The sequence below is a fragment of the Chitinivibrionales bacterium genome, from assembly GCA_014728215.1.
Classification (GTDB): Bacteria; Fibrobacterota; Chitinivibrionia; order Chitinivibrionales; family WJKA01; genus WJKA01.
Genome location: WJLZ01000189.1, coordinates 25447 through 41753, shown reverse-complemented (window position 1 = coordinate 41753; position 16307 = coordinate 25447). Strand labels below are relative to the sequence as shown.

12 protein-coding genes are annotated in these 16307 nt (G+C 44.5%); 7 read left to right on the top strand and 5 right to left on the bottom strand.

The window, feature by feature from the left end:
- Positions 1-1722: 1722 nt before the first annotated feature.
- A complete protein-coding gene (locus GF401_17190) occupies positions 1723-2754 on the bottom strand; it encodes a hypothetical protein (protein MBD3346794.1) in 1032 nt (343 codons plus the stop codon).
- Positions 2755-2984: 230 nt separating this feature from the next.
- On the opposite strand from GF401_17190, the gene GF401_17185 reads away from it, so the two are divergent.
- On the top strand, positions 2985-4310 hold the full coding sequence (locus tag GF401_17185; protein ID MBD3346793.1) for an NCS2 family permease: 1326 nt from the start codon (positions 2985-2987) through the stop codon (positions 4308-4310).
- Between the two features lie 36 nt (positions 4311-4346).
- Here GF401_17185 and GF401_17180 read toward each other — a convergent pair whose 3' ends face one another.
- Together GF401_17180 and htpG are read right to left on the bottom strand one after the other, a co-directional pair.
- Entirely contained in the window at positions 4347-5126 is a 780-nt protein-coding gene (locus GF401_17180) for a hypothetical protein (GenBank protein ID MBD3346792.1), read from the bottom strand.
- Positions 5127-5147: 21 nt separating this feature from the next.
- On the bottom strand, positions 5148-7049 hold the full coding sequence (gene htpG, locus GF401_17175) for a molecular chaperone HtpG (GenBank protein ID MBD3346791.1): 1902 nt from the start codon (positions 7047-7049) through the stop codon (positions 5148-5150).
- 286 nt (positions 7050-7335) lie between these two features.
- Here htpG and GF401_17170 point away from each other — a divergent pair, with 286 nt between their 5' ends.
- From GF401_17170 to GF401_17155, 4 genes are all read left to right on the top strand, one after another.
- Positions 7336-7944, top strand: a complete 609-nt coding sequence (locus GF401_17170; GenBank protein MBD3346790.1) for a hypothetical protein — start codon at positions 7336-7338, stop codon at positions 7942-7944.
- A gap of 168 nt (positions 7945-8112) precedes the next feature.
- Positions 8113-9036, top strand: coding sequence for a response regulator (locus tag GF401_17165; GenBank protein MBD3346789.1), 924 nt, complete (start codon positions 8113-8115; stop codon positions 9034-9036).
- Positions 9037-9254: 218 nt separating this feature from the next.
- Positions 9255-10313: a hypothetical protein gene (locus GF401_17160; protein ID MBD3346788.1), complete on the top strand. Its 1059-nt coding sequence runs from the start codon at positions 9255-9257 to the stop codon at positions 10311-10313.
- A gap of 31 nt (positions 10314-10344) precedes the next feature.
- Entirely contained in the window at positions 10345-11340 is a 996-nt protein-coding gene (locus tag GF401_17155) for a LacI family DNA-binding transcriptional regulator (protein ID MBD3346787.1), read from the top strand.
- A gap of 56 nt (positions 11341-11396) precedes the next feature.
- Here the strand turns inward: GF401_17155 and GF401_17150 are convergent, their stop codons facing one another.
- On the bottom strand, positions 11397-11759 hold the full coding sequence (locus GF401_17150) for a phage holin family protein (protein MBD3346786.1): 363 nt from the start codon (positions 11757-11759) through the stop codon (positions 11397-11399).
- 36 nt (positions 11760-11795) lie between these two features.
- Positions 11796-12281, bottom strand: a complete 486-nt coding sequence (locus GF401_17145; protein ID MBD3346785.1) for a hypothetical protein — start codon at positions 12279-12281, stop codon at positions 11796-11798.
- A gap of 400 nt (positions 12282-12681) precedes the next feature.
- Here GF401_17145 and GF401_17140 point away from each other — a divergent pair, with 400 nt between their 5' ends.
- Both GF401_17140 and GF401_17135 read left to right on the top strand, forming a co-directional pair.
- Positions 12682-13908 (top strand): penicillin-binding protein 4, encoded by a 1227-nt coding sequence (locus GF401_17140; protein ID MBD3346784.1) that lies wholly within the window; start codon positions 12682-12684, stop codon positions 13906-13908.
- A 211-nt stretch (positions 13909-14119) separates the two neighbouring features.
- Positions 14120-16264 carry a PAS domain S-box protein gene (locus GF401_17135; protein MBD3346783.1) on the top strand — a complete coding sequence of 715 codons (2145 nt, stop codon included), beginning with the start codon at positions 14120-14122 and terminating at the stop codon, positions 16262-16264.
- Positions 16265-16307: the final 43 nt, after the last annotated feature.

Sequence of the window (16307 nt, the reverse complement as noted above, 5' to 3'; positions counted from 1 at the left end):
GGGAAATATCGCCCGGCTTGAAGCATTTATCAATAAACACAGCGGTGAATTCCAGGATCTTTTCCCCTTGGTTGACGAACTTAAGAAAGTAGAAGAGATCTATCGAAATTCGATTCCCGACATTACTCACAACCATATCCGGCTTCTTTATAGCCCCCGGCTGTGGAAAACCATACTGTCAAGTGCAGTCACCGGCTGGTCGGTTCGCAACATTATCGACAAAAAACATGACCAGTCATTGCGCAAATCTCCTCTGTCGATTCTTTTCTTTTTTATCATCGGCATAATACCCTTTTTAGGGTCCTTTATACGCAAAATCTGGGCTCATACTTCATGGCGACGCCATTACGCGGCCCTCTTTACCACCAGCGGTCATTATTTCCGGCGAGCACTGCAGGCAAAGCTTGCCGAAAAATCTATTGCATGGCACCGGGCAGGACGAATTACCGATCAGGATGCCCTGAAAGTGGCATCTTCGGCAAAAACCTTTATTTTCCACCTTCCTTTCTCTATTCTTCCTCCAGGGATTCATAAGTTTTTCACTAATTTCGATTATTTCAAAGAAAAACTCGATTTTATAGTCCGTCGACCGATTCGGCTCTATTTCGATGCTGATGAGCGGGAACAATGGCTCCGCGACATGGTTGCCGATGGTCAAGAGAAACATATCATCAATAACGAAGATGCCGAAGTTATCTATTCCCGAATTAAAGAGCCTTTTATACAGAAATACCTCAAGAGCCTTGCTGTTCACGTCTGCACACTCCCGGTAACTCAGGTTGTTTCTATTCTGACCGCGCTCATTGTCTGGCTTCAGCATCCCGAATGGTCGCGAACGCAGGCGATTGCAGCCTCGGCAGCCATTATCGCGGCGTTTCAGATTGTCCCTATTTCTCCCGGATCGCTGACCAGAGGTCTCTATGTGTTATATCTTGTTATTCGTGAACGGAATTTTAAAGATTATAATATTGCCGTATTTTTAGGGTTTTTCAAATATGTGGGCTATCTTGCCTTTCCCATACAGATGACCTATCGCTATCCGGTACTCGCACGGTTTATGGCATCCCACTGGGCTACCGATGCAGTCCATGTTGTACCGGTATTCGGTGAAAGTGGCGCATTACTGGAACATTGGGTGTTCGGCCTCTTTTATAACTGGCCGCTTACCATTCAGCGACGAATTAAAAACCGGATGACTAAACTTCAGGAACTTACTCCCCGCTACTGGCATGCAGCAGCAATTCCTGCGCTGGGCGCCGGGCTTTTCGGATTGACCGATTATTTGTTTCTTACCCGTATGGGAGAGCTGCCTTCGCTCCGGCAGATTGCTCCTCTCGTGCTGTTGGTTCCCTTCATTATCGGAGCCTCCATTACCACCTTTGCTGGCGCCGCCGTCCTATGGCGCCGAATCATCGCGGCAGCAGCGGGCGGAGCAGTTCTGGGATTGCTCTATACCGGTGTCAGCCTCTACTTTGATTTGCCCGGCACGGTAATCGAACCGGTCGCCATTATCTCCACGGCCGTATGGCGGGTCTTTCTCTTCACCATATTCTCGACAATCGGCGCCGTCCTTACAGAGCTGGTCCTTCCAGACCCCCTGCTGAAACAGCGGATTGAAGCGTTGGAGTAGGATAATTGAAGGTCCAAGGCGAGGCCTGAGCGTGCACTGCACCGATCCCGTTTCAGCGGGAGGAAGAACCGAAGGATCTTCCCCCCTTTCTCTTATAGCCCGAAAGTTAATCCGGCATTTATCAGCAGTCCATAGCCTTTTAATCCGGCATCCTCGTTGAAATCACCGAAGGGTATCATAAATTTGCCGTCGGCATAAAATCCCAGGGGCACCACCGGAAGTTTAATCATCGCACCGGCAACTATGTGCATACCGAATTTCGGAACAGCGAGGCCTTCGATGATTTTTTCGACAATAGGTTTCAATGCCTGGGGATCGCCGTTGAGCATGGCGGCCAGATCATTGATATTGCCGTCGGATTCTGCTATGATATCCTTAAGAACATCCTCAACCATCTCCTGATCGAGCACCGGTGTTGCAAAATGCACGCTGGGACCACCGCCGCCGTAGAGACGAAAGATTTTCATCCTTTTCGGAACACTGATAATATTTTTTCTGACCGTGGCATCGATATGCAATTTTGCATAGGGAGTTTTATTCAAGCCAAAATAAGCAAGATCGAACTGCTCGAGGGTCACCGGAATCGATTCCATTTCAAAGAGCTGTTGAAAGGAAACCGAGGTGGGATCATCAAGTAAAGCCTGTGCATCAAGATCGGCTTTTATATTTTTTGGATACAGTATTTCTCCATCATACTGCCACAATCCGAAATTCATGGAAATTTCAACAGCATCGAGAACCGGAATAATATCAACAAACACTTTGCCGCCTATGTTGAGCGGATACCGTTCGAATCCGGTCCGGGAGATATAGAAAGGGAGGTCCCCGCTGAGCAGAGGAATATCAGAAGGCTGCACCCCCTGATTACGCAGGCTGTCTAAAAATACCGCAATATCCATGTTGTCGATAGAATCGACCGGAATGGGAACGCTGTTAAAGAAGGAATCGACATCAAAAACATTTGTATATTCCTTGAGGGAAAGGGGAATGTTCTCCTGGTCCTCCATGCTGACTGAAAGGTCGAGTCCGTAATGAACACCCACACCTATTATTGCATGAGATGATGACACAAAAAAGAGACAGAGCGCAGTAATGCCATAGATAATCTGCTTCCGGATTTTCATTAATGCCTCCTTGAAGGAAAGGATAAGGAATTAAGTGCAATGCTTTATACAAATAATATAATCAATGGATAAAAGTTGCAATGAAAGAAATTAGTGAAGGATCTGAGATAACGACCACAGATGAGGATTGAAGATAAAGAATGCAGGATTAAAATGGATATCTTCTGTCACCTCTGAATCAATGATTTCCAATCGATTATTTTTTGAGCTCATATACTCAGGGAGTACTCATGAAAATCCGGGACTATTTTGATTTTGAACGACGAGGCACAAATTTCCAGACCGAAATTATAGCCGGAGTGACCACGTTCCTGGCAGCGATGTATATCATTATTGTAAACCCTTCGATTCTCAGTACCGCCGGGATGCCTTTCGGGGCGGTGGTAACCGCTACGGTATTGGTAAGTGCATTCAGCAGTATCATGATGGGATTGTATGCAAAAAATCCTATTGTGCTGGCACCGGGGATGGGAATTAACGCTTTTTTCGCCTATTCGGTCGTGATCGGCATGGAAGTACCCTGGCAAACCGCGCTTGGCGTTGTTTTCTGGTCGGGAATTGTATTTCTTTTGCTTTCGCTTTTTGGAATACGAGCCCACATTGTCAAAGCCATTCCCAGACAAATCCGTTATGGTGTTGCCGGAGGAATCGGTCTCTTTATTACCCTGATAGGCTTCAGTAACGCCGGATTCATTATCTCCAACGAAACGACTATTATCGGGATGGGCCCGCTTAATGCCGTAACAATCACGTTCCTGACCGGTCTACTGGTCACATCGATTTTAGTAAGCAGAGGAGTAAAAGGTGCGTTGATAATCGGTATTTTTTTAACAACACTGGCATCGATTCCCATAGGCCGGCTCTGGGGCGATGCATCATCGGTAACCGGCGGTACTCCAACACTGGTAACATGGAATAATTTTTTTTCAGCTCCCGATTTCAGTCTCCTCTTTGCCCTCGACCTGGCTGGTTCGCTTAAATTTGCCCTCTGGCCGGTTATCTTTGCCTTCCTTTTCACCGATTTATTCGACAGCCTTTCCACCTTCGTGGGTGTCGCCGAAGCTTCGGGTCTGACTGATGAAAAAGGTGAACCGGAAAATATAAGGCAGTCGATGATTGTCGATGCTCTTTCGACTGCATTTTCCGGTTTGACGGGAACCAGCTCCGGGACAAGTTATATCGAATCGGCGACCGGCATTAAGGAAGGTGGACGGACAGGGCTTACCGCGGTTACAGCGGGAATACTCTTTCTCCCCTTTATGTTTTTCTCACCTCTTCTATCGATCGTTCCTGCAATTGCCTCCGCACCTGCACTCGTCCTTGTGGGGGTATTCATGATAAAACCGGTGATGAAGATTAACTGGAACAGTCTTGATGATGCAATACCGTCCTTCCTCAGTTTTGTTCTGATTCCCCTTACCTATTCGATTACGCAGGGCATTATTTGGGGATTTTTGAGCTGGACGATTATAAAAATTGCAATGGGTAAGTATCGGGAAATCACCCCGACCTTGATTGTTATTGATATACTGGCGGTGCTCTCCTTTTTTGTTTGAGAGCGGTTGTTCGGTAATGTATGAGCAGCTTATTACTCACTGGACTGTTACACGATCCCCGACCTTCAGCTCCAACCGATCGGCAGCATTGCCTCCATTGATCGAGACTTCCAGAAAGCCCGAGGAGCCGATCAGGGCAAGCGGGGCACCGGCGGGAACCTGGCGGTACCAGCGACACAGGGGTATAGCATTACCCTTTCCCGCATTCACCACCGGCAACGAGTCCTTTTCAAGCGTATCGATATGTCCGGGTTCGATTGATGTTATCGCATTACCGAACCGATCGATATATTCGATAGTTCCTTCAACGCCGCTCCGGGTACATACCGGAGAATATCGTTCGAGCCGGACATATCCGGTCTGCACGGCCCCCATCATCTCTGGAGGAATTCCTCTGGACAAATGTGCGGCAGCCGGGGCAAAAATATCTCTCCCGTGGAATGTAGCGCTGGTCTGGGGGAGTGCATAGTGTCTGTTGTCAAATGAATATATGCGGCTGTCCGGATATTTATCAAGAACAAAGGAAAGAACACCGTTATCGGGGGCTACAAAAGAGTACTGTGATGTTTGCGCAACAACAATTTTTCTTTCACTCCCCACCCCCGGATCAACAACAACACAGAATACCGCTCCTTCGGGAAACCAGGAAAAGGAGTTCATAAGTACAAAAGCGCCTTCTCTGACATTTCCCGGCGCAACGGCATGGGTGACATCAACCAGAGATGCAGAGGGATTGATACGAAGCGCCACGCCTTTCATGACGCCCACGTACCAATCATCCAAACCAAAATCCGTCAACAAAGCAATGGTTGACATACATCAAATCGCTTCCTGTGATCAATCCTCTTTTTTGTTTGAAGATGCCTTGAGCAGTAGCTCATTGACCCGCCTGGTATAGGCAAGTGAATCCTGCGGAAGATTTCCTTCGGCAATGAGCGCCTGATCATAAAGCAGTTTTACCCACTCCTCGAGCTGCGGATCCTTCGGCGATTGCTCGTAGATCGCATGAAGGTTCTGTGCAATGGGATGATCGGGGTTGATTTCAAGTATCCGTTTTGAAGGCGGTACCTGTTGGCCCATTGCCGCCATGAGCTTTTCCATGTGCGCACCCATAGCGTCTTCATCACCAACAAGACAGCAGGGACTGTCTTTAAGGCGTGTAGAAAGACGAACATCCTTAACCTGATCGCTTAAAATGTTCTTGATTCTCTCGGTAAGTTTCTTGTATTTGCCCTGCTCTTTTTCTTTCTCTTCCTTTTCTTCTTTGCCCAGGTCGCCCAGATCAAGATCGCCTTTGGTAACCGACTTCAGGGGCTTGTTATCGTAATTGTAGACATCCTGCACCACCCATTCATCAATAGGATCGACAAGATAGAGGACCTCGATCCCTTTATCTTTGAATACTTCAAGATGAGGACTTCGCTCAACAACCTCCCTGCTCTCCCCGGTGATATAGTAAATCTCTTTCTGGTCTTCCCGCATGCGACTCACATACTCTTTGAGTGAAGTCAGATCTTCCCTGCTCTCTCCAACCGACGACTGAAAGCGAACAATCTCCAGAAGTTTATCTTTGTTTTCATGATCGGTATGAATACCCTCTTTGATAATGGCGCCGAATTGGAGCCAGAACTGTTTGTATTTCTGAGGATCATCCTCCGAAAGCTCTTTGAATCTCGCAAGAAGCCAGTTGACCAGGTTCTTTTTAATTTTTTCGATAATCGGGTTTTTCTGAAGAACTTCACGGGAGACGTTGAGAGGAAGGTCTTCCGAGTCGACAACACCTTTAACAAATCGGAGATATTCGGGAATCAGCTCTTTGCAGTCATCCATGATAAATACCCGTTTGACATAAAGTTTGACTCCGTGCTTACGCTCGAAATTAAATGATTCAAAGGCGGCCTTTTCGGGAACAAAGAGTAAAGCAGAATATTCGAGTATCCCTTCAGCCTTCTTATGGATATGAAACAGCGGCTTATCGAATCCACCAAGCGAATGTTTATAGAAGGCTTCATATTGGTCGTCATTCAGTTCCGAAGGTGAATGCTTCCAGATCGGTTTTGTTTCATTGATTATCTCTTCTTTGCCTTTTTCATTCGGCATGTAGATGGGGAAAGCGATGAAATCGGAATATTTTTTGACGACCGTCCTGACCTGCCAGTCTTCAGCATAGTCACTTCCATTTTCATTGAGGTAAACCGTAATTGTGGTGCCCCGTCCGGGCTTAGAGGTCTCTTTAAGAGTATATTCACTGGTCCCGTCCGACTCCCATTCAACCGCCGGCGCATCGCTACCGGCACGCCTGGTTACCAGTTTAACCTTTGATGCTACCATGAAAACAGAATAGAACCCCACACCAAACTGACCGATAAGATTGGAATCCGCTTTCTGATCCCCTGTCATTTTATCAAGAAAGGCTTTTGAACCGCTCCGGGCGATAGTACCGATATTTTCAACCACCTCTTCCCTGGTCATTCCGATACCATTATCGGATATGGTGAATGTTTTGGCCTTTTTATCGAGTTTGATATGAATTGACAGTTCGGTATCCTTCCCAAGTATATCAGGATTGGTGACCGACTCGAACCTCAATTTGTCAAGAGCATCCGATGCATTGGAAATAAGCTCCCGGATAAAAATCTCTTTATGAGTATAGAGCGAATGAATAACAAGGTGCAGGAGTTGCTTTGCTTCAGTTTGAAATTCCATATGTTCAGGTTTTTTTTCGCTCTTTGGCGCCATTGCACATACCTCCTTTAAAATTCGATTAATTCGATTGGATATACTATCATCAAAAATTTTGCATAAAATAAGTGATGCGATATCCTGGTGTGAAAAGTACTGCCCAAGCTGATTTCCCGAATTATATCTCACTTCAAGATTTTTAAAACAATTTCTAAAGTGCGGTTGTTGAAACACCGATATAAGAAGTGGGTAACTACACCCTGAAGTTACTGGCAGAACGAGAGGTTATAGAGGTCGGCTATGAATGTAGCGGGCAAAGGATTCTGAGAAAGAAACAGTACCAATGGCGATTCAAGGCATTGATTCTTCATCAGTTACGCCAAACCAGCCACCCTGCGCTCCATGCGATGGCAGCGATGCCGAAAAAGCTGCTGTCGAGAGTGGAGGAGCCGAAGCTCTTTCCGATGAGGAACGCCGGGAGGTCCGTGAGCTCCAGACGCGTGACCGGGAGGTACGCGCGCATGAGGCAGCCCATGTGGCGGCAGGTGGGCAATATGTACGAGGCGGCGCCTCCTATGAATATCAGGTAGGCCCGGACGGCAAACAATATGCGGTGGGCGGTGAAGTGAGTATTGATACATCGCCGATAGCCGGTAATCCTCAGGCAACTATCCAGAAAATGCAGGTTGTACGCAAAGCGGCCCTTGCGCCGGCACAACCATCCGGCCAGGATCGAAGTGTGGCCGCACAGGCTACCCAAAATGAAGCCAAAGCCCGGCAGGAACTGGCGCAACAGCAGGGAAAGAAAGGTACCGGCCCCCACAACAACAACGATATACCGGAGAGCGTTTCCTCAACTCCGGATAATCCTGCCTCCGGCTATACCAACACCGGAACACAGAAATCAGGAGAAAGGGCATTCTCCCCGCCTCTCTTCGATTTGACCGTATAAAATCTTTAATTTTTTCCTGATAAATATTGCAATTCCATATACATTTTCACCTTGACATCCCCTCTTTTTCATGGCATTATTAAAAGACCAAACATGTCCTGCCCTTATGGGCTACCGCAGGACAAATCAGTGATCTTTTCAACCTGTATACCGGCACATTAGCTAAAAATGCACCGATTTATGACTGACCAAAAAATTGGAAAAGTGCTCATTGTCGATGATGAAGCGATCATGCGCGACATGCTGGAAATTGAACTTGAAGAACAGTACCATATAAATACTGCGAGCAATGCCAATCAGGCCCTCGAGATTCTGAAAAACGACACAATCGACCTCGTTATATCAGATATTAACATGCCCGGAATGAAAGGGTATGAACTCATTAAAATCGTTAAAGAAAATTATCCCCATACCAAGGTTGCATTAATCACCGGGTATAATGTCGACGACTATGTCCGAATGGCCAAAGAAAGTAATATATCCAATATAATATCCAAATCAACCCCCTTTAATTTTGATGAATTCAATTCGATTGTCTACGGTCTGGTGACTGAAAATATCTTCGGCCTCGATAAATATATGCTTCCCGACTATACAATACTCAAAGAATTTACTCTCCGGCAAACATCAGAGATCAACACGATAGAACAAGAAGTTATTGATTCCATTTCCGAATTCCACCGTCCTCAGCTCTTTGTTCAGATACTTTTGGAAGAAATTATCACCAATGCGGTCTATCATGCTCCGGTTAATAAAGATGGTAAGACAAAATATCAGAAACATTCGAATGTTGTTCTTGATAATAGTGAAAAGGTGAAAATAGCGTTGGGCAAGGATTCGGAAAAATACGGTGTATCGGTAATCGATACCAGCGGCCGTCTTTCCAAAGAACAGGTTCTATTCCGTCTCGACCGCCATATTCACGGAGAAGGTCTTCTCGATGAAAATGGACGGGGGCTTCATATGTCCCGGATGTACGCTGACAGATTGATAGTTAATATTAACAAGAATGTTTCTACCGAAGTTATTTTTATCAATTATCTTGATGAAAAATACAAGGGTTCAAAGCCTCTCATTATCAACGAAATTTAAACCTCTTCATTCTCATCCTTCTATTCTTCTTTCTATTGCAGCCAAGTAAGCGTTTACTTTTTTTGCCATTTAATTTTAAATTTTGGTTTTGGTATTCAATAATACTATATTAGTTAAGGGTTTAAATTGCGAGTTACAATAAGTATGATGTATATTGTAACGCTTAAATGAATTTAACCCCACAGGCGATCATGGGAATAATTATAGGGATACTTCTTATGGCCTGCATTACTCTTTATGCAGACACATCTGCGGTTTCGGACTCCGATGTATTCCCGGAAAGGGGGAGTTCGCAGAGCAGCGACAGTTTAACGACAGAATGGTCCGGTATGTCGGAGCCTGAAAAAAATCCCCGGTTTAATCCATTAATTTCGGGTGGTCTTTCGACCTTGATGCCCGGACTTGGACAAATATATACACGAAATTATATAAAGGGCTCGCTTTTCCTGACGACCGAGGTCATTTTAGGATTAGTGGCACGGGACCGATATCTTTTTTATAGCCGGAACAAAAAAGAAGATGTAAACGATTGGAAAGATTCGGTTTTCTCTGCACAGCAGAAGCTTTCTTCCGTGCAGGACTCCCTTAATTTTTACCGGCAAATAATCGACACCACGACCTTTTTCGACTCCGCATTCATTGAGGATTCACTCCGTTTCGAGGAACTCACTACCTTAAAAACAGAAATTGCCGGTACTGTTGTCTCATCGCAAATGCAGTATGAACTGGAACGCTATGACCGTCGTGAAGCAAAAACGATGTATCATCACATGCTCTTTGGTCTTGCCGGATGCACCTATTTCAATATCATGGATGCTGTACAAGGCTCACGATATTTTTATGATAATTCGCCTAAAAAGCCGGCTCTTGCCGGATGGCTTTCTGCGGTTCCCGGCCTGGGAATGGGTCAGATTTATAACGGAGCGCTTTCCAAGGCAGGAATGATTACCATGGTGCAGTTCACGCTGGGATTCATGTCGTATAATTATCACAGTCTCATGAGAGATTGTGAAGAAAAGATCCTTGAGATGAGTGATCCGAATAACCCGAAAAATGAATTCGAAGATACATTTCATCGTGATTGGGATTCGCGGAGAGATGAAGTTTTCAGGAAACGAAATACCTATCTCTGGTATTCCATACTTTTTTATTTCTATGGGATTTTTGATGCAGTTGTGGATGCACATTTGCATGATACGGAAGCCCGGATGCAATTGAAGCCCGATTTGTCAATATCATCGGAAGCGGTCGGGTTTAATCTCAGCTTGTCCTTTTGATAGTTATAACTTAATAAGAAAGGTTGTCATTATGGCTGTTACCCTGAAAGACATCGCTGAAAAAGCCGGAGTAACTGCAGCGACGGTATCAATGGTCATTAATAATAAGCCGAATATCTCCGAAAATACGCGAAAAAAGGTTCTGAAAATTGCACGAGAATTAAATTATTATCCCAATGTTATCGCCCGGGGTCTTGCTACACGCAAATCGAATGCGATCGGCGTGATTGTGCCCAATTTGGCGTCATCCTTTGTTGTCCGTATTCTCCAGGGCATAAAGAGTACTAACCGCGATATCGACTATACGGTCCAGCTTTTCGATACTATCGGACAAAAGGAAAGCGAATCGCAACTCTTTCAACGACTTGCCCGGGAACGGAGAATTGACGGGATCATTCTTATCAGTGCGCTGGTTCCCGAAGAAGAACTCCATGTTTTCAGAGATGAAAATGTGCCATGTATTCTGGTTGCCCGCGAGTGTGACATCCTGGATTCAGTTTTTGTGAATAACACCCAGGGAGCGCACAATGCCACATCATATCTTATCGAAAAAGGGCACAGTAATATCGCGTGTGTTACCTGTAACAAGCCCAATGTCCCTACCCAGGACCGTCTGAACGGCTACAAAGATGCCCTGAAGAAGCATGATATTGAATTCAAAGAAAACTATGTCTTCGAGGTTAACGACGACCTCGTGGGAGACGGTATGGAAATATTCGATCGTATTCGAACACAGGCGCCTGAAACAACCGCTGTTTTTGTGCCTGCCGGCGATATGACCGCAATAGGAATTATTAAAGAAGCTAAAAAACGGAATGTAATTGTACCCGATTCACTGGCTGTCGTCGGTTTTGATGATCTTCCGGCCGCCGAAGTCATTGAGCCGACTCTTACTACTGTTCGTCAACCCAAGCTCGAAATGGGTGATTATGCAATCAACATGATTGTCGACAAACTGGAAGGAAGAGAATCCGGTATAAAACATAAAGAGTTACACACAAAGTTTATTGTGCGGGAATCAGCCTGAGATGTTTTTTTCTTTTTCAAATGCAGTAAAATGACATTTCAGCGATAAAACCGCATCTATTCATTCTTCTTTAAATTATTGCTGAAAAAGATGTGGGATGCCGTCCAACTGGTAATGCTCAGAATTAACCATCCGAGCAGCGCAGACAGAAAATTTCTTACTCCGAAACCAGGAAGAATCCAGGCAACAAGCCCCAGCATTGCGGCGTTAATCACCAGGAGAAAAAAGCCCAACGTTACAAGTGTAACGGGCAATGTCAGTATGATGAGAATCGGGCGGATAATCGCATTGACGATACCGAGTAAAAATGCAGCAATAAGCAGTGTTAAAACATTGTTAACATATATCCCCGGCACAACGTATGCCGCCACCCCAAGGCTCAAAGCACTTATTGCAAGACGAGTAAAAAATTCTTTCATTAAATTCTCCTTGATTGTAATCCGTATGATTCACTCTTAGTCGACTCCCGCAGTCTCCTTAAATCCCTCCCCCAATGTCCACACAACGGTGGTATCATCGATAATATCTACCCGAACTCCCTTAGGGGTGTGTCTCCACTGGAAAATAAAATCGGTATTATAGTATCCTTCGGAAGTAGAATAATAATCGATATGTTTTTCGAAAAATCGTATTCCGCCTGGATATTTTCCCAACTCAAATGTCCGGTGCGGTATTTTTTTGAACCCCCGGTCTCGCTCCTTAATGAAATATGTTTTCCCCTTATATGAGTGCGTATCAGCAAGGGAATATGTCCAATAGTGATGTATCCGGCCGGGGGGCGTTGTTATCCATTCGATATTTTTCACAAAATATAAGGTCCCCATACCAGCTAATAAGATGATAAATACCAGTTTCCGCTTAATATAACTGAAAAGCCAGAAAAATTCCGCCGCCATGAAAAGAACAAAAAAGATAACCACACGATCGAGAAAATCATTCATAAATGATATCCAGAATAGATCGGAGAAAAAGAGAGCAGTAAGGATTAAAAAATAAATTAGATAGCGAATTTTTCTTCTCGGCACAAAGCGGAACGAAAGATAGCTTAAGGGGATTAACGCAAAGGGGGCAAACCAACATGCCAACGACAGTAAGAAATTCATTTGTTGCTCAATCCGGAAAAATACATACTAGGTTCATTCACAAAATAGAATTTGGCGCAGGGTGCTATCCAGAGAGAAATTGAAAAGAGGTTCGAATTCATGGTTCAGGAAAATGCTTGGTACTTTTAAAGGAAAATTCATTATATCCTTACTTCCGTCTTAAAAATCACCGCAAAATTCTTATCATTCCCATTCACCAATAGTATTTTTATTTCATTGGTTTAAAGGAGGAAAAATAATGGTTACCAACCACACTGGAGGTACGATGACCCGCATAATGATCGTTTGTCTTTGCGCCGCACTTCTACCAGGGCTGATTCATGCTCAAAATAGCCAAAAAATCATACAGGATGTAGTATCCTTAGTTGACAACGGAGCGGTAATTCTTTGCGATGAAGACGGTACCCCCGTTCTTTCGCATAATGCGAATACACTTTTTGTTCCGGCATCGATTATCAAGATCCTGACAGCCTATGTTGCTCTGGAAAAGCTGGGAAAAGACTATCGATTTAAAACCGAGTTTTATAAAGACAACAACAATAATTGCATTATTAAAGGATTTGGTGACCCTTATCTCGTATCCGAAGAAATCACCCTGATTGCAAAGGAACTGAAACAAAAAGGTATACAGGACATCAACAGGCTTCTTCTGGACCATTCCGCTTTCGAACCTGTTATCACAATTCCCGGGGTTTCAAAGACCTCAAATCCCTATGATGCACTCAATGGCGCTTTAGTAACTAATTTCAATACGATAAATGTGAGAAAAGACCGCAACGGCCGACTTTTATCTGCCGAAGAACAGACCCCCTTAACGCCCCTCGCCAGAAGCAGAGCAGCGATAATCGGAGCCGGAACAAAGGAACGAATTAATTTAAGTGTAAATAAGCAGGATTGTCTCCAATATGCCGGCGAACTTTTTGCTGCAATATTCAATAAAGAAAGCATTTCAATAGCCACTACGGCAATATCCAAAACAGATAGACAGGCAACCTGGAATAAATATTATACCCATTATAACTCCCGGGAACTGCCCGATATCCTCAAAGGTTTACTTAAATACTCAAACAATTTTATCGCCAACCAGATTTTTCTTACTATAGGAGCTGAAGAAAAAGGGTATCCTGCAACCTTTGCAAATGCAAAAATTGTTTTTGAAAATTTTGTCAGGACAAACCTGAATATAGACCAATCCGATATGGTTGTAGTTGAGGGCTCGGGTATTTCACGGAAAAATAAGACTACCGGCCTGATTATGATAAATATTCTCGAGCAATTCAAAGAATACGCCTCCCTTCTCCCCTCAAAAAAAGGCGCCCTGGTAAAATCCGGCACTCTTTCCGGTGTATATAATTATGCCGGATACATTAAAACGTCCCAGGGACTTCGGCCTTTCGTTATCATGCTCAACCAGAAAAGAAATACACGGGATACTATATTGCAACTACTGGCAAAAATCCAATAAGCGATATCAAGTCTTACTGCTCTTCCGCTTTTTGAGCCATTCAACTGTATCTTTGATAAGCAGAAATACTCTATTACAGTTATCTTGCAAAAATTATAAAGACAGAAAAGAGCAAAAAAACTGTTTCATGTTTGCCCATCGATGAACCTCACGATATAATTATATATTACCAATATTTATTCCTGTTCACACCAACCCCGGATAATTAACAATGACAGCTATTCGTGATGAGTATAACTCTCATAAAGATGCGCGCGAAACCCTGGGAATTATTATTGACAAGTTGGGCATACTTATTATCACATTCGGTACTGTTGCCACAGCTGTGTCCGTGTCCAGAATTACTTCACAGGGGTGGCATATCGACATTCTTTCCGATCTCCTCGTTTTTATTGCGGTGATAGTGGTTGTTTTTTTGCGAAAAAAGATGCCCATATCCCTGGTTATGGCTTTGCTTCTTTCGCTTGCCGGACTGGGTGCTGTTTCCAGTTTTATCTCTCTGGGACTGGCAACGGTCAGCTGGGTAATTCTCAGCATGTGCTGTGTGATCGCCGGAGCATCATTCGGCATATTGACCGGTATTTTTACTCTAATTGCCAGTGTCATTTCCATTGGTATTATCGGTGTTTTAGAATACTACGACCTGGTTCCCGGCGCCTTCCTGGAAAGCAATTATTTGCACGAACCGCAAACCTGGTTAACACAACTTTTGGGTTATGCCTTTCATACATCGGTTATGCTTGCGGGGGTTGGAAGTATACAGAGGCGATTATCGGATTCATTGCACAAAGTAACCAGGCAATCCGCTGCACTTAAAGAAAGTGAGGAAGAATACCGTCTTTTAGCAGAAAACATGCCGGATGTGCTTTTTATTCAGGATATGAATTTCAATATAACCTATACGAGTCCTTCTGTGGAAAAAGTGTTTGGTTATTCAGTTGAAGAGATCCTTTCTATTCATGCCACTCGCCTGCTGACCCCCGAATCGTTTGCCAAAGCAACAGAGAGCTTCAAACGGTATACCCATCTTGCACAGGATCAGGATATCGAAATACCCCTTCAGCGGTGCGAATATGTGCGCAAAGACGGGTCACGATTCTGGGGAGAGTTGAGAGTCATGTTTTTACGAGACGAAAAGGGGAATCTACGAGGCTCACAGGGAACCCTTCGTGATATTACTCATCGAGTTAGAGCCGAAGAAGAACGAAAGGAACTGGAACAGAAGCTTTTGCAGTCGGAAAAAATGCAGGCGATCGGTCAGCTTGCCGGAGGCGTAGCGCACGATTTCAACAACCAGCTTGTAGGCATAATGGCCAATGCCGAAATGCTTCGTCAGGATTATAAAAAGGATCCTGAAATTGTATCCTATGCTGATTCAATTCTCAAGCCTTCCCGCCGGGCGGCTGCTTTAACCGAAAAGCTCCTTGCTTTTGCACGGAGAGGAAATTACGAAAGAAATCCAACTGATATTCATGCGATTATCTCTGAGGTAATTGCCATACTCGAGCGCAGTATAGATAAAACTATCGGCATAAAGTTTACTACCAATGCCGTAAATTCAGTTATTGCGGGTGATTCCGGTCAGATTCAAAATGCACTTCTCAATCTTGGTTTGAACGCCCGTGATGCAATGCCGGAAGGAGGTGTGATAACCTTTTCCACTCGATCGCCCATGAAAACAGTCCGTTTGAAAAATCGAACGGTACAACGGGAATACATAGAGATTTCAGTCGGCGACACGGGAACAGGAATCGATCCATCGCTGCAAAAAAGAATTTTCGAACCATTCTTCACAACCAAAAAACCCGGCCGCGGCACCGGAATGGGACTTGCCGCAGTATACGGTACAATAAAAAGTCATAACGGCACTATCGATGTTGCCAGCGAAAAAGGTAAAGGAACCATCTTTACAATCGCATTCCCCTCAGCATCACGGACGCAGGACAGCAATGAAGAAAATGAAGTGCCCTTTCCGGTTGGCGCGCGAGGTCGGATCCTTGTCGTCGATGATGAAGAGTCGGTTAAAGAGGCATTCGTGGATATGCTTGGAGGATTTGGTTACACAGCTGAAGGATTCACTAATGCCAAAGATGCAATTATTCACTATCAAACCTCATGGAAAAAAATCGATCTTGTGGTCCTTGACCTGATACTCCCGGTAATGAGTGGAAAAGAGGCATTCGAAAAGTTTGTTCAAATTAACGATAATACCAAAGTACTCTTTGTTTCAGGATACAGCGAAGACGGGGTTCTAACCGATTTACTAAAGAATAAATCGACCGGTTTTCTAAAAAAACCGTTTAAAGCCGCAGAATTGTCAAAGAAAGTTTCTGACCTGATAAACCCTCCCGATTAGCAGATGCCTGTTCTGTGTCTGGCATTACCGCTGCCTGGCGACT

Excerpts from the sequence above, each read along its gene's own strand:
- GF401_17155 (MBD3346787.1), top strand. The coding sequence starts at position 10,345 with ATGGCTGTTACCCTGAAAGACATCGCTGAAAAAGCCGGAGTAACTGCA.
- GF401_17185 (MBD3346793.1), top strand. The coding sequence starts at position 2,985 with ATGAAAATCCGGGACTATTTTGATTTTGAACGACGAGGCACAAATTTC.
- GF401_17140 (MBD3346784.1), top strand. The coding sequence starts at position 12,682 with ATGGTTACCAACCACACTGGAGGTACGATGACCCGCATAATGATCGTT.
- GF401_17165 (MBD3346789.1), top strand. The coding sequence starts at position 8,113 with ATGCACCGATTTATGACTGACCAAAAAATTGGAAAAGTGCTCATTGTC.
- GF401_17190 (MBD3346794.1), bottom strand. The coding sequence starts at position 2,754 with ATGAAAATCCGGAAGCAGATTATCTATGGCATTACTGCGCTCTGTCTC.
- GF401_17160 (MBD3346788.1), top strand. The coding sequence starts at position 9,255 with ATGGCCTGCATTACTCTTTATGCAGACACATCTGCGGTTTCGGACTCC.
- GF401_17150 (MBD3346786.1), bottom strand. The coding sequence starts at position 11,759 with ATGAAAGAATTTTTTACTCGTCTTGCAATAAGTGCTTTGAGCCTTGGG.
- GF401_17180 (MBD3346792.1), bottom strand. The coding sequence starts at position 5,126 with ATGTCAACCATTGCTTTGTTGACGGATTTTGGTTTGGATGATTGGTAC.
- GF401_17145 (MBD3346785.1), bottom strand. The coding sequence starts at position 12,281 with ATGAATGATTTTCTCGATCGTGTGGTTATCTTTTTTGTTCTTTTCATG.
- GF401_17135 (MBD3346783.1), top strand. The coding sequence starts at position 14,120 with ATGACAGCTATTCGTGATGAGTATAACTCTCATAAAGATGCGCGCGAA.
- htpG (MBD3346791.1), bottom strand. The coding sequence starts at position 7,049 with ATGGCGCCAAAGAGCGAAAAAAAACCTGAACATATGGAATTTCAAACT.
- GF401_17170 (MBD3346790.1), top strand. The coding sequence starts at position 7,336 with ATGGCGATTCAAGGCATTGATTCTTCATCAGTTACGCCAAACCAGCCA.